This is a genomic window from Pararhodobacter marinus (assembly GCF_003122215.1).
Classification (GTDB): Bacteria; Pseudomonadota; Alphaproteobacteria; order Rhodobacterales; family Rhodobacteraceae; genus Pararhodobacter; species Pararhodobacter marinus.
This window is the reverse complement of the sequence record NZ_QEYD01000012.1, coordinates 89,712-102,276: the sequence shown is the minus strand read 5'-3', so window position 1 is coordinate 102,276 and position 12,565 is coordinate 89,712. Positions and strand designations below refer to the sequence as shown.

At 67.6% G+C, this 12,565-nt stretch carries 14 protein-coding genes; 8 read left to right on the top strand and 6 right to left on the bottom strand.

The features are described 5' to 3' along the window. Positions 1 to 27 precede the first annotated feature (27 nt). The 3 genes from C4N9_RS18075 to C4N9_RS18065 all read left to right on the top strand — a co-directional run bounded on the left by C4N9_RS18075 (position 28) and on the right by C4N9_RS18065 (position 1,261). Positions 28 to 231 carry a putative signal transducing protein gene (locus C4N9_RS18075; RefSeq protein ID WP_109534758.1) on the top strand — a complete coding sequence of 68 codons (204 nt, stop codon included), beginning with the start codon at positions 28 to 30 and terminating at the stop codon, positions 229 to 231. Continuing rightward, positions 224 to 970 (top strand): tRNA1(Val) (adenine(37)-N6)-methyltransferase, encoded by a 747-nt coding sequence (locus C4N9_RS18070; RefSeq protein ID WP_109534757.1) that lies wholly within the window; start codon positions 224 to 226, stop codon positions 968 to 970. Before C4N9_RS18075 ends, C4N9_RS18070 begins: the two co-directional genes overlap by 8 nt. Positions 971 to 1,093: 123 nt before the next feature. Next, the gene (locus C4N9_RS18065) at positions 1,094 to 1,261 is read left to right on the top strand and encodes a YdcH family protein (protein WP_109534756.1); all 168 of its coding nucleotides are present in this window, start codon (positions 1,094 to 1,096) and stop codon (positions 1,259 to 1,261) included. Here the strand turns inward: C4N9_RS18065 and yddG are convergent. From yddG to C4N9_RS18040, 5 genes are all read right to left on the bottom strand, one after another. Then, entirely contained in the window at positions 1,239 to 2,129 is an 891-nt protein-coding gene (yddG, locus tag C4N9_RS18060; RefSeq protein ID WP_109534755.1) for an aromatic amino acid exporter YddG, read from the bottom strand. The genes C4N9_RS18065 and yddG overlap by 23 nt on opposite strands. Positions 2,130 to 2,259: 130 nt before the next feature. Next, positions 2,260 to 2,982: an acetoacetyl-CoA reductase gene (phbB, locus tag C4N9_RS18055; RefSeq protein ID WP_109534754.1), complete on the bottom strand. Its 723-nt coding sequence runs from the start codon at positions 2,980 to 2,982 to the stop codon at positions 2,260 to 2,262. 63 nt (positions 2,983 to 3,045) lie between these two features. Beyond that, a complete protein-coding gene (locus tag C4N9_RS18050) occupies positions 3,046 to 3,903 on the bottom strand; it encodes a patatin-like phospholipase family protein (RefSeq protein ID WP_109534753.1) in 858 nt (285 codons plus the stop codon). A 66-nt stretch (positions 3,904 to 3,969) separates the two neighbouring features. Further along, a complete protein-coding gene (locus tag C4N9_RS18045) occupies positions 3,970 to 5,145 on the bottom strand; it encodes an acetyl-CoA C-acetyltransferase (protein WP_109534752.1) in 1,176 nt (391 codons plus the stop codon). 170 nt (positions 5,146 to 5,315) lie between these two features. After that, complete coding sequence (locus C4N9_RS18040) at positions 5,316 to 6,056, bottom strand: EAL domain-containing protein (protein WP_245902614.1); 741 nt, start codon at positions 6,054 to 6,056, stop codon at positions 5,316 to 5,318. 247 nt (positions 6,057 to 6,303) lie between these two features. Between C4N9_RS18040 and argH the strand changes: the two genes are divergently transcribed. The 5 genes from argH to C4N9_RS18020 are packed head-to-tail and all read left to right on the top strand — an operon-like array spanning position 6,304 to position 11,984. Next, complete coding sequence (argH, locus tag C4N9_RS18035; RefSeq protein WP_109534750.1) at positions 6,304 to 7,704, top strand: argininosuccinate lyase; 1,401 nt, start codon at positions 6,304 to 6,306, stop codon at positions 7,702 to 7,704. Then, positions 7,701 to 7,823: a hypothetical protein gene (locus C4N9_RS22390; RefSeq protein WP_281260143.1), complete on the top strand. Its 123-nt coding sequence runs from the start codon at positions 7,701 to 7,703 to the stop codon at positions 7,821 to 7,823. The genes argH and C4N9_RS22390 overlap by 4 nt, the downstream gene beginning before the upstream one ends. A gap of 9 nt (positions 7,824 to 7,832) precedes the next feature. Further along, positions 7,833 to 8,144 carry a DUF2834 domain-containing protein gene (locus C4N9_RS18030; RefSeq protein ID WP_109534749.1) on the top strand — a complete coding sequence of 104 codons (312 nt, stop codon included), beginning with the start codon at positions 7,833 to 7,835 and terminating at the stop codon, positions 8,142 to 8,144. 37 nt (positions 8,145 to 8,181) lie between these two features. Beyond that, the gene (lysA, locus tag C4N9_RS18025; protein ID WP_109534748.1) at positions 8,182 to 9,447 is read left to right on the top strand and encodes a diaminopimelate decarboxylase; all 1,266 of its coding nucleotides are present in this window, start codon (positions 8,182 to 8,184) and stop codon (positions 9,445 to 9,447) included. Beyond that, positions 9,438 to 11,984, top strand: a complete 2,547-nt coding sequence (locus C4N9_RS18020) for a DUF4175 domain-containing protein (RefSeq protein ID WP_342748829.1) — start codon at positions 9,438 to 9,440, stop codon at positions 11,982 to 11,984. Before lysA ends, C4N9_RS18020 begins: the two co-directional genes overlap by 10 nt. A 279-nt stretch (positions 11,985 to 12,263) precedes the next feature. Here the strand turns inward: C4N9_RS18020 and C4N9_RS18015 are convergent, their stop codons facing one another. Further along, positions 12,264 to 12,518, bottom strand: coding sequence for a DUF1289 domain-containing protein (locus C4N9_RS18015; RefSeq protein ID WP_109534746.1), 255 nt, complete (start codon positions 12,516 to 12,518; stop codon positions 12,264 to 12,266). Positions 12,519 to 12,565 lie beyond the last annotated feature (47 nt).

The window sequence follows — 12,565 nt, the reverse complement described above, 5'->3', positions numbered from 1 at the left end:
CTCCAGGGCTTGCCGTTTAGTGATCTCATGAAAGAACTGCTGCGCACGACCGACCCGACGGTCATCCCCTTCGCAACGGCGCTTCTTGCGGCGGAAGGTATAGAGGCCTTTCCCGTGGACGTCCATATGAGCGCGTTGTCCATCGTGCCGCAGCGGCTGCTGGTGCGCGACGAGAATTACTTCATGGCCAAGGCGATCCTGCGTGACAACAACCTGCCGGTCGATGACTGATCCGACGCTGACCCGCGACGTCTATCTCGGCGGTCGTTTCACCATTGCCCAGCCGCGTGACGGCTACCGGGCTGCGACCGATCCGCTGCTTCTGGCCGCCGCCGTGCCGGCGCGGGCGGGGCAATCGGTGCTGGAGCTGGGCTGCGGGGCGGGAACGGCGCTGATCGCGCTGGCCAGCCGCGTGGCGGGATTGTCGCTGTCGGGGATCGAGCGGCAGGCTTTTTACGCCGATCTGGCGCGCCGCAACATGGTGGACAACCGGCTGGAGGCACAGATCGAAACCGGCGATCTGCGGGCGATCCCGGCCGCCTTGCGCGTGCCCTTCGACCACGTTCTGGCCAACCCGCCCTATTACCGCGCCACCGGCCCCGCTGCCCGCGATGCCGGGCGGGACGCGGCCCTGCGCGAGGAAACGCCGCTTTCCGAATGGGTGGATTGCGCGCTCAGGCGGCTGAAAACGGGGGGATATCTGACGCTCATCCACCTGGCCGAACGCCTGCCCGAACTGCTGATCGCGATCGGTGACCGCGCTGCGTGCAAGGTGCGACCCATCGCCGCGCGGCAGCAGCGGGCCGCCGGGCGGATCGTGCTTCAGGCGCGCAAGGGCAGCCGGGCCGCGTTTGTCATGCAGGCCCCGCTGGTCATGCATGAAGGCGCCGCGCATATCGCCGATGGCGACGATTTCACCGCCCGGGCGCGGGCGATCCTGCGCGACGGAGCGGCGCTGGACTGGGATTGAACGCGCTCGGCTTGTTCCCGCTGGTGAAACCAAATTTCCACAAATCCCCTTCCGGTTTTGTGTGACAAAAGCATGAAGATGTGGTGCACTTCTCTTACGGACACCCGTAAAAGGAGGATACTCATGTCGCTGACTTCGCATCTTCACGAATTGCGCCGTCGTCACCAGGTACTTTCCGATCAGGTCGAAGCCGCGCAACGTGCTCCGGGGACCGATGACATGACCATCGCCCAGATGAAGAAGCAGAAGTTGCGCCTGAAGGAAGAGATTACGCGTCTCGCCGCCGAATAAGGCGGCCTGAACGGCGCGATCCGGCGCGTGCAGCCAGAACGGCGCCGCCCGTGATCAGCAAGGCAGCCAAGGCCAGTGACAGGCTGGCCTTGGCCATTCCGGCAAGAACCAGGGCAAGGGTCGACAACAGGGGCGCCGCGTAAGACGCCGTTCCCAGAAGCTGAATGTCTCCGCCCTTCACGCCGATGTCCCATGTGTAAAAGGCCAGCCCGACTGGCCCGAGTCCCAGCGCTATCACGGCCAGCCATCCCGTCGCATCGACCGGCCAGATCGTGGCTTCCAGGCCGATATGCGCCCCGACAGACAGGAACGCGGTCAGCAGGCAGTTGACCGCGACAGCAGCCGTCGGAACGCCTTGCAGCCGCCGGGATCCCAGCGAATAGGTCGTCCATGTCAGCGCCGCAGCGAAGGCGACGCCGTAGCCCGCCAAGGCCCCCGAAAGCTCTCCGATCCCCCCGGCGACGATCAGCGCGGCCCCGGCAAAGGCCATCAACGCGCCGATCAGGTGCCCCGCGCGCAGCGTCTCGCCCGGCAAGAGCCCCGAAAAGACGACGATGAACAGCGGCCACAGGTAGCAGATCAGCCCTGCCTCGGCCGGCGGGGCCATGCGCAGGGCGGTGAAATACAAGAAGTGATAGCCGAAAAGCCCCAGCGTGCCGAAGGCATAGGCCCTGAGCGGGACGTTGCGCAGCGACCGCAGCCCGCCGGTCGCGGCAAGCCAGATGATCCCAACCGCGCCGCCGATCCCGAAGGTCAGCGCGTTCAGCAGAAAGGGCGGCACAGGTTCGGACGCCACGGTGAACAAGGCCAACAGCGCCCAGAGCGCCACCGCCGAAAAGCCGGTCCAGGTTGCCTTGTCCCGTGTCATGTCCTTCGCCCTTTCCCACCGGGCAGCCCCGGGGCGCCAAGGAAACGCAACCGGCGCGAAAGGACAAGGGCTTTCCGGTCACGCAAAAGGGCGGGGCCATGCCCCGCCCTGTGCAGCCATGCGCCCGGGATCAGACGAAGAATTGCGCGCCATTCGCGCTGATGGTCGAGCCGTTGATGAAGCCCGCATCGTCCGACACCAGGAACGCCACGCAGCGGGCGATTTCCTCGGGCTCGCCCAGGCGGCCGGCGGGAATGCCCGCGATGATCGATTCGCGCACCTTCTCGGGCACCGCCATGACCATTTCGGTGGCGATATAGCCCGGGCAGACGGCATTGGCGGTGATGCCGAACCGCGCGCCTTCCTGCGCCAGCGACTTGACGATGCCCAGATCGCCCGCCTTGGTCGCGGCATAGTTCACCTGGCCGAACTGGCCCTTCTGCCCGTTGATCGAGCTGATGACCACGACACGGCCGAATTTGCGCTCGCGCAGGCCCGGCCAGATCGGGTGCACGGTGTTGAACACGCCGGTCAGGTTGGTGTCGATCACCGCGTTCCACTGCTCGGGCGTCATCTTGTGGAAGGGCGCGTCCTTGGTGATGCCGGCATTGGCGACGACGATGTCGATCGGGCCCAGATCGGCCTCGACAGACGCGATCCCGGCTTTCGACGCCTCGTAATCCGCGACGTTCCACTTATAGGTTCTGATGCCGGTCTCGTCGGTGAATTTCGCCGCCGCTTCGTCATTGCCCGCATAGCTTGCGGCGACGGTGCAGCCCGCGTCTTTCAGCGCTTTCGAGATCGCCGCGCCGATGCCGCGCGAGCCTCCGGTAACCAATGCAACTCGTGCCATGTCACTCCTCCTTTAAATCTTCGTTAGAAAAGTTGTTACTTCCAGGGATGCCATCACGCAAGATTATTGCGCAACAATTCCAGACTTTTCGCCCTTGGCGAGCATTCGCTCGGCGTCACTTTCGCCCAGCTTCCAGGTGCGGCGCAACTTGCCGGGATCGGTGAAATCGATCTTGTCGGCGGGTGTCTCGTCCGACGGACACAGGTAAACGCGGTCCGGCGCGTCGGGCAGCCGCTTGTAGCGCCGGGTCAGCAGGATCAGCGTGGGGCCCTCATCGGGGTCGGGCATCGGCGCCTGATCGGCCATGCCGCCATCGACGACGCGCGCCCCGTCCCAGAGCGGCGGTTCGAAGACCGGCGGGATCACCGCCGCGGCGCTGACCAGATCGGGCAGCCTGCCGTTGCGCGCGGCCTCGTTCGCGTCGATCAGCCGGGCGCTGAGGCCCATCTTCTCGGCCCAGCCGAAATGCGGCGCGTTGACCAGATGCAGCTCGGCCTCATAGGCCGCGGCCAGCGCGGTGCCGGTCAACGTGGGCAGGCCGGTTTCCGGCGGATGGGCGATCAGGATCTGGAACCGCGGCCCCTCGGCCACCCTGGCCTGTGCCGCGTCATCGAGCACCTCGGCCACGACCTGCGAATAAAGCCGCTGATGGGGGGTGATGCCCTCGGCATCGGCGTTAAACAGGTCGAGATTGCTGTCGCGTTGCTCGAACGCGTCGCACATGACGTCGAGCAGGCGCTGCGCGTTCCCCGAAAGCCACGCCGCCCCGGCCAGCGCGCCGCCGCTGACCCCGGTCACGCGGCGCGGATGCATCGGGCGATCCCGGACCAGCCGGGTCAGGAACCCGCCCTGCCAGAAGCAGCGCAGCCCGCCGCCGGAAAAGACCAGCTGGTCGGGATCGGTCAGGGCGGGATGGGTCATGCGGGCGCGGTCCGGTCGGTCGCGGGGCGGCAGCGTGCCGCCCCGGTGGGGTGACGGGTCCGGCGGTTACGGACGCTCGAGGCACATGGCGACACCCATGCCGCCGCCGATGCACAGCGTGGCAAGGCCCTTTTTCGAGCCGCGGCGCTGCATTTCGAACAGCAGGGTGTTCAGGATCCGCGCGCCCGAGGCGCCGATCGGGTGGCCGATGGCGATGGCGCCGCCGTTCACGTTCACGATGGACGGATCCCAGCCCATATCCTTGTTGACCGCGCAGGCCTGCGCCGCGAAGGCTTCGTTCGCTTCGACCAGGTCGAGGTCCTCGGCCTTCCAGCCCGCCTTGTCCAGCGCCTTGCGCGAGGCAAAGATCGGGCCCACGCCCATGATCGACGGGTCCAGCCCGGCCGTGGCATACGAGGCGATGCGCGCAAGCGGCGTCAGGCCGCGCTTTTCCGCTTCCTCGGCCGACATCAGCAACACGGCGGCAGCGCCGTCATTGATGCCCGACGCGTTGGCGGCCGTGACCGAGCCGTCCTTGGTGAAGGCCGGGCGGAGTTTCTGCATTGCCTCGATCGTCGCGCCGTGGCGGATGTACTCGTCGGCATCGACCACCGTCTCGCCCTTGCGCGACTTGATGGTGAAGGGGATCACCTCGTCCTTGAACTTGCCGGCTTTCTGGGCGGCTTCGGCCTTGTTCTGGCTGGCGACGGCGAATTCGTCCTGCTGCTCGCGCGAGATCTGCCATTGCTCGGCGACATTCTCGGCGGTCTGGCCCATGTGGTAGCCGTTGAAGGCGTCCCACAGCCCGTCCTTGATCATCGAGTCGATGAACTTGACGTCGCCCATCTTGTAGCCCGCGCGCATATGCGCGACGTGGGGGGCGAGCGACATGTTCTCCTGCCCGCCGGCGACGACGATGCCGGCATCGCCCAGTTGCACATGCTGGGCGCCCAGAGCGACCGCGCGCAGGCCCGAGCCGCAGACCTGGTTGAGGCTCCAGGCCGAGGCTTCCTTGGCCAGACCTGCCGCGATGGCGGCCTGACGGGCCGGGTTCTGACCCTGACCCGCGGTGAGCACCTGACCCAGGATCGTTTCCGCCACTTCCGACTTGTCGATGCCGGCGCGGGCGACGACGGCCTCGATCACGGCGGCGCCGAGTTCATGCGCGGGGGTGTTGGCAAAGCTGCCATTGAACGAGCCCACAGCGGTGCGTGCGGCAGATACGATCACGACGTTGGTCATTGGGAGTCCTCTCGCGTCCGGCGCGACCGGAGGGGCGCGCATCTGCGCGAAGGTTTACGCCCCGCACCCCTTCAAATCAATGCCGCAGTGCGGAAAGCGCAGGCAATTTGCCGGGTTTGGCGCCGTTAGCGCGTGACGTTTGCGCAGACATCGTCTGACGGTCCGGGTGCTCAGGCGCGTTTGGACAGACGCGAGGTCAGCCAGGGCGCTTCGGTCGAGGGGATGCCATAGAAATAGCCCTGAAGGCAGTCGAAACCGATATCGATCAGGTAGCGGGCGTCCTCCGCCGTTTCGACCGATTCGGCGACGGTGAACATGTCGAAATGTCGCCCGATGGACACCAGCGCCTGCGCCAGGACCTGATTGTCGGGATCGTGGGCGATGCCGCGGATGAACTGGCCGTCGACCTTGATGATGTCGAAATAGAAATCCTTCAGGTAGCGGAAGGCGGTATAGCCCGCCCCGAAATCGTCGAGCGCAAAGCAGATCCCGCGCGACTGCATGTCGGCCATGAAGACCGTCACCAGATCGGGCATCACCATGGCCGAGCTTTCGGTGATTTCCAGGATCAGCCGTTCGGCGATGCCGGGATCGGCGCGCAGGTTGCGTTCCAGCGTCGTCAGCCATTGCGGATAGCCGATCGAGCGCGCGGACATGTTGACGCTGAGCCGGATCGCCGGTTCCTGCCTGAGCGCGGCAAGCCCCATTTCCAGCGCCAGGCAATCGATGCGGCGGCCCAGTTCGTGGGTTTCCACGTCGTCCATGAAGTCGCGCGCGGGGATCACCCGGCCCTGGGGATCCAGGATGCGGATGAAGGCTTCGTAGAACGCCGCCCGGTTGGTCAGGCGCGCCTGCACGACCGGCTGGAAGGCCAGTGTCGCCCGGCGTTCGTCCAGGGCGGTGCGGACCATGGCGATGGTGTCCCGCCTGCGGAGCTCATCAGCCACGGAAAGCGGACTGTCGAGCCCGTCCTCCGGCAACCGGCCGGGCGGCGGCGTCTGCGATGTCGGCGGCATGCGATGATTCCCCGGTCTCGTTTCTCCCATCTTGCTGCGCGGGCCTTAACACGGGGTGAACCCGCTGGGGCCGGGTCTTTCGCCCCGATTGCGCCGTCCGGTCGCGGGGCGTATACCGGCGCCGCAAACACAGGGGTGAGCGATGACCGACGCGACGTCAGCAGGGGCAAACAGCATGTGGGGCGGCCGGTTCGCCGGCGGTGTGGACGCGATCATGGAAGCGATCAACGCGTCTATCGGCTTCGACAAGCGGCTCTACGCGCAGGACATCGCGGGCTCGCGCGCCCATGCCGCCATGCTGGCCGCGCAGGGCATCATCACCGAGGCCGACCAGCAGGCCATCGACGCCGGGCTGGCGCAGGTCAAGGCCGAGATCGAGGCCGGAACCTTTCAGTTCTCGACCGCGCTGGAAGACATCCACATGAATGTCGAGGCGCGGCTCAAGCAGATCATCGGAGAGCCTGCGGGCCGTCTGCATACCGCGCGCTCGCGCAACGACCAGGTGGCGGTCGATTTCCGGCTCTGGGTGCGCGATCAGGCGGACGCGGCGATCGAGGGCATCGACAAGCTGATGCGCGCCTTTCTTGCGCAGGCCGAAGCGGGGGCCGACTGGGTCATGCCGGGCTTCACCCATCTGCAGACCGCGCAGCCGGTGACCTGGGGCCATCACATGCTGGCCTATGTCGAGATGCTGGGCCGCGACAAGTCGCGCTTCCAGGACGCCCGCAAGCGCATGAACGAAAGCCCGCTGGGCGCCGCCGCGCTGGCCGGGACCTCGTTCCCCATCGACCGGCACGCGACGGCCCGGGCGCTGGGCTTCGACCGGCCCACGGCCAACAGCCTCGACAGCGTGTCGGACCGCGATTTCGCACTGGAATTCCTGGGCGCGGCGTCGATCTGCGCGATGCACCTGTCGCGCTTTGCCGAAGAGCTGGTGATCTGGTCCTCGGCGCAGTTCCGGTTCGTGAAGCTGTCGGATGCCTTCACCACCGGCTCGTCGATCATGCCGCAAAAGAAGAACCCCGACGCGGCCGAGCTGATCCGCGCCAAGCTGGCGCGCATCCTGGGGGCGACGGTGGCCTTGTTCACGGTGATGAAGGGGCTGGCGCTGACCTATTCGAAGGACATGCAGGAAGACAAGGAACAGGTCTTCGACGCTGCCGACAACCTCATGCTGGGCCTCGCCGCGATGGAGGGGATGGTCAAGGACATGACCGCCAACCGCGACTCGCTGGCCGCCGCCGCGGCCTCGGGCTTCTCGACCGCGACCGATCTTGCCGACTGGCTGGTCCGCGAGCTGAACCTGCCGTTCCGCGACGCGCACCATGTCACCGGCTCGCTGGTGGCCAGGGCCGAGGCGAAGGGCTGCGACCTGCCGGATCTGACGCTCGACGAGATGCAATCGGAACATCCCGGCATCACGCCGGCGGTTTACGACGTGCTGGGGGTCGACAACTCGGTGCGCTCTCGTGTCTCCTATGGGGGTACGGCGCCAGACAATGTCCGCGCGCAGGTCGCCCGCTGGAAGGAGATCCTGGGATGAAACGCTTGGTCTGGATCGCGCTGACGGGGCTGGCCCTGCTGGCCGGCTGCGGCGCCGGCGATCCGCCGGAAGCACAGGGCGGGGTCGACCTGCGGGAATTCTGGCGCGGGGCGCCGTAAGGGGGCGGGATGCGGTTTCTTTGGCTGGCGCTGGCGATCTGGGGCACGGTGCATCCGATGGCCTATTTCCTGGCATGGTTCGACGCGAACGGCTTTTCGATCATGGGCATGGTCGAGGCGTGGCACGCCAATGCGGCGACATCCGGTCTGGTCTGGGACCTGACCATCGCCGCGATCACGCTGACCATCTGGGTGCTGGTCGAATGCGCGCGCACCGGGCGCTGGTTGGGCCTTCTGGCGATCCCCGCGACCTTCTGCATCGGCGTGAGCTGCGGCTTCCCGCTTTACCTCTTCCTGCGCGCCCCGCGCGGGACATCTTGAAAAACTGACAGCGCCTCGCGCGTATCCGGGACTTATCGTGGATCATTTTCTCTACAAGGACGGGCAATTGCACGCCGAAGACGTGCCAATGTCCGACATTGCCACTTCGGTGGGCACGCCGTTTTATTGCTATTCCGCCGCGACGCTGACGCGCCATTTCACGCTGTTCAAGGAAGCGCTGGAACCGATGCCGTCGCTTGTCTGCTACGCGGTCAAGGCCAATTCCAATGTCGCGGTGCTGAAGCTTCTGGGCGATCTGGGCGCGGGCATGGATGTCGTGTCCATCGGCGAATACCTGCGCGCCAAGGCGGCGGGCGTGCCGGGCGAGCGGATCGTGTTCTCGGGCGTGGGCAAGACGCCTGCCGAGATGCGCATGGCGCTTGACGGCGGGATCCGGCAATTCAACGTCGAAAGCGAGCCCGAGCTCGAGGCGCTGTCGATAGTCGCCGCGTCGATGGGGGCCGAGGCGCCGATCACCCTGCGCGTCAATCCCGATGTCGATGCCGGCACGCATGAGAAAATCTCGACCGGGCGCAAGGAAGACAAGTTCGGCGTGCCGATCAGCCGCGCGCGCGAGATCTATGCCCGCGCGGCCAAACTGCCCGGCATCAAGGTCGTCGGCATCGACATGCATATCGGCAGCCAGCTGACCGATCTGGCCCCGTTCGAAGCCGCCTATACCAAGATGGCCGAGCTGACCCGCGCGCTGCGCGCCGATGGCCACCAGATCACGCGGCTGGATCTGGGCGGCGGGCTGGGCATTCCCTATACCCGCTCGAACGAGGCGCCGCCGCTGCCCACCGATTACGGCGCGATGGTCAAGCGCGTGCTGGGCGATCTGGATTGCGAGATCGAGATCGAACCCGGTCGCCTGATCGCCGGCAATGCCGGGATGCTGGTCACGCAGGTGATCTACCGCAAACAGGCCGAAGAGCGCGAGTTCCTGATCGTCGACGCGGCGATGAACGACCTGATCCGCCCGGCCATGTATGGCGCGCATCACGACATCCTGCCCGTGACCGAGGCCGAGCCGGGCGTGCCGCTTTCGCCCGTCGATCTGGTCGGGCCGATCTGCGAATCGGGCGATACCTTCGCCAAGCAGCGCGCGATGCCGCCGGTGAAGGCGGGTGAGCTGGTGGCGTTCCGCTCGGCCGGGGCTTACGGCGCGGTCATGGCGTCGGAATACAACTCGCGGCTGCTGGTGCCCGAGGTTCTGGTGCAGGGCGATCATTTCGCCGTTATTCGGCAACGCCCCACCTATGACGAGATGATCGCCCGCGATAGCATCCCGGCGTGGCTGTAGAAAAACGATTCACGCCGGTCCCCACGGACCCCCTTCATCCTGCCGCGCGTGCCCTCAGGGCCACGCGCGCCGCCATGCTGGCCGAACGCGCCGCGCGTGCGCTCTGGCTGCCCGTCTCGCTGGCGCTGATTGCTGCGGCGCTCTGGGCCTTCGACCTGCACACGCGCCTGCCGGGCGATGCCGCGCTCTGGGTGGCGGGCGGATTCGCGCTGGCGATCCTCGTGTCGCTGGGGATCGGGCTGTGGCGCTTCCGCTGGCCTGCCTGGGCCGAGGCGGTGGCAAGGCTCGACCGGACACTACCGGGCCGGCCTCTGGCCACGCTGACCGACCATCAGGCGATCAATGCAGGCGATCCTGCCTCGGCCGCGATCTGGGAGGCGCATCGCGCCCGGATGAGCGCCGCGGCCGCCAGGGCCCGCGCCGTCGGCCCGAAGCCGCAGCTTGCCCGGCGTGACCCCTATGCGCTGCGCCTTGTCGCGCTGACCGCCGCCGCCGTGGCGATCCTGTTCGCCGTGCCGGGCCAGCAGGGGCCATTGGCCGGGATGCCCGGCGCCGCCGGGGCCGCGATTGGACCCAGCTGGGAAGGCTGGATCATGCCGCCCGGCTATACCGACCGGCCGGGCCTGTATCTCAACGAGATCGAGCGCGACAGCTTCGAGGTGCCACAGGGCAGCCGCGTCGTGCTGCGCTTCTACGGCGCGCCCGGCGCGCTGACGCTGGAGCAGTCGCTCGACGAGGGCGTGCGCGCGGACGAGTCCGGGCAGGCGCTGGAATTCGACGCGCGCCGCTCGGGCCGGATCGAGATCGACGGCCCGAATGGCCGCGCCTGGGACGTGGCCGTTGCCGCCGATGCGCTGCCGCAGATCACCGCCGACGGCGCGATGACCCGCGCCCGGGGCGGCGTGGCCGAGCAGGTCTTTACCGCGACCGACGATTACGGCGTGCAATCGGGCGAGGCGGTCATCACGCTCGACATGGCGGCGCTTGACCGCCGCTACGGCCTGCAGGTCGATCCCGAGCCGCGCGATCCCTTGCGGCTGGCGCTGCCGATGCCGATGTCCGGCGCGCGCGACAGCGTGACCGAAACCCTGCGCGAGGATCTGTCGCTGCACCCCTGGGCCAACATGCCCGTGCGCGTGGTCCTGACCGCGACGGATGCCGCCGGGCAGACCGGCGAGAGCCCGCCTTCGACCACGCTGCTGCCCGGCCGGCGTTTCTTTGAACCCTCGGCGCGGGCGCTGATCGAACTGCGCCGGGACCTGCTGTGGAGCCGCGAGAACGCGCGCCGCTCGGCCATGCTGATGCGGGCGATGCTGCACCGCTCGGACAACGCGTTCCTGTTTCGCGGCGCGCCGGCGATGATCCGCGGCGCGGTGGCGTTCATCGAGACCCGGCTGGACGATGACAGCTTCACGCCCGAGGCGCGCGACGAACTGGCGCAGGACCTGTGGGATCTGGCGTTGCTGATCGAAGAGGGCGAGCTGGCCAATGCCCGCGAGCGCCTGCAACGCGCCCGCGACCGGCTGGACGAAGCGATGGAGCGCGGCGCCGATCCGGCCGAGATCCAGGAGCTGATGGACGAGCTGCGCGAGGCCACGCGGGACTACATGGAAATGCTGGCCGAGCAGATGCCCGACGCGGAACCCGAGCAGGGGGACCAGCGCGACATGGGCGGCGAGGACGAGGGCCAGACCGTCACCCAGAGCCAGATCCAGGAGATGATGGACCGCATCCAGGAGCTGATGGAAGAAGGCCGCATGGAAGAGGCGGCGGAGCTGATGGCGCAGCTCAACGCGCTTCTCGACAACCTGCAGATGCAGCGTGGCGAGGGCGGCGAGTCGATGCCCGGCGGCGAGGCGATGGAAGGGCTCGGCGACACGCTGGGCGACCAGCAGAGCCTTGCGGACGAAACCTTCGAGCAGTTGCAGGAGCAATTCGGCGACGAGGGTCAGGACGGGCAGCAATCGCAACCGGGCGAGGGCGAGCAGGACGGCGAGGGCAGCCAGCCGGGCGAGATCGGCAAGGATACCGAGCAGGCGCTTCAGGAGCTGGCCGAGCGCCAGCGTGCGCTGCGCGAGCGGCTGCGCGATCAGCAGCTCGAGGACCTGCCGGGCGAGGGCACGGCGGAAGGCGAGAACGGTCTCACCGCGCTGGAAGAGGCCAACCGGGCGATGGAGCGCGCTGCCGAGGCGCTGGAACAGGGCGACATGCGCGGCGCTCTGGAACGGCAGGCCGAGGCGCTGGATGCGCTGCGCGAGGGTCTGCGCGAGTTCCGTGACGCCCAGACCGCCGACCGTCGCGAGCAGCAGGGCAGCGAAGGCGAACAGCAGACCGAGGGGCAGGGCACCGGCCGCGACCCGCTGGGCCGCGAGCTGGGATCCGAAGGGCAGCAGGGCGAGATGGGCTCGACCCTGCCCGGCGAGAACCCCCGCGCCCGGGCACGTGAGCTGATGGACGAGATCCGCCGCCGACTGGCCGAACGCGAACGCTCGGAAGACGAGCGCGATTATCTGGACCGGCTGATCGAGCCTTATTGAGCGGGGCTCTGCCCCGGATGGGGCAGGGGGCTTTATGCCCCGGCCCCTTCATCAAGAGAGGGGGCTTTCTGCCCCCGGGTCATTTGGGAAGCGAGGGGCTGTCTGCCCCCGGGTCATTTAACAAGCGAGGGGGCTGTCTGCCCCCAGTCATTTAGGAAGCGAGGGGGCTGTCTGCCCCCTCGGCGCTGACGCGCCTCACCCCCGAGGATATTTGGGGAACAAAGACGGGGCGGCGGCAAGCCTGCGGGGGCGCAATGTCTTTTCGCCCGGCCTGCCGGATCAGTCCTTCAGACGCGAGGCGCGACCGCCCCGGCGGGCGCGCAGGCGCGGCGCGCGGGCGGGCAGGGCGGCGGTGATCTCGGCGCGCTCCCCGTCGGACATCGACGACCAGCGGGCGATTTCGTCGAGCGTGCGCAGGCAGCCGACGCAAAGTCCCTCGCCGGGATGCACCACGCAGATTTTCACGCAGGGGCTGTCGATTTCCGTGCGCATCCAGATCCTGTCGCTTGATACGTCCTGAACGGTGTCTTTCATCGGGGGGCGCGCCGCTTGCAAGGGTGATTCCTGCGCCCGACGATAGC

Coding starts and splice junctions, on each gene's coding strand:
- C4N9_RS18050 (WP_109534753.1), bottom strand. CDS start 3,903: ATGACCCATCCCGCCCTGACCGATCCCGACCAGCTGGTCTTTTCCGGC.
- C4N9_RS18030 (WP_109534749.1), top strand. CDS start 7,833: ATGCGGTTTCTTTGGCTGGCGCTGGCGATCTGGGGCACGGTGCATCCG.
- C4N9_RS18075 (WP_109534758.1), top strand. CDS start 28: ATGAAAGAACTGCTGCGCACGACCGACCCGACGGTCATCCCCTTCGCA.
- C4N9_RS22390 (WP_281260143.1), top strand. CDS start 7,701: ATGAAACGCTTGGTCTGGATCGCGCTGACGGGGCTGGCCCTGCTGGCC.
- C4N9_RS18065 (WP_109534756.1), top strand. CDS start 1,094: ATGTCGCTGACTTCGCATCTTCACGAATTGCGCCGTCGTCACCAGGTA.
- C4N9_RS18045 (WP_109534752.1), bottom strand. CDS start 5,145: ATGACCAACGTCGTGATCGTATCTGCCGCACGCACCGCTGTGGGCTCG.
- C4N9_RS18040 (WP_245902614.1), bottom strand. CDS start 6,056: ATGGTCCGCACCGCCCTGGACGAACGCCGGGCGACACTGGCCTTCCAG.
- yddG (WP_109534755.1), bottom strand. CDS start 2,129: ATGACACGGGACAAGGCAACCTGGACCGGCTTTTCGGCGGTGGCGCTC.
- C4N9_RS18015 (WP_109534746.1), bottom strand. CDS start 12,518: ATGAAAGACACCGTTCAGGACGTATCAAGCGACAGGATCTGGATGCGC.
- phbB (WP_109534754.1), bottom strand. CDS start 2,982: ATGGCACGAGTTGCATTGGTTACCGGAGGCTCGCGCGGCATCGGCGCG.
- argH (WP_109534750.1), top strand. CDS start 6,304: ATGACCGACGCGACGTCAGCAGGGGCAAACAGCATGTGGGGCGGCCGG.
- C4N9_RS18070 (WP_109534757.1), top strand. CDS start 224: ATGACTGATCCGACGCTGACCCGCGACGTCTATCTCGGCGGTCGTTTC.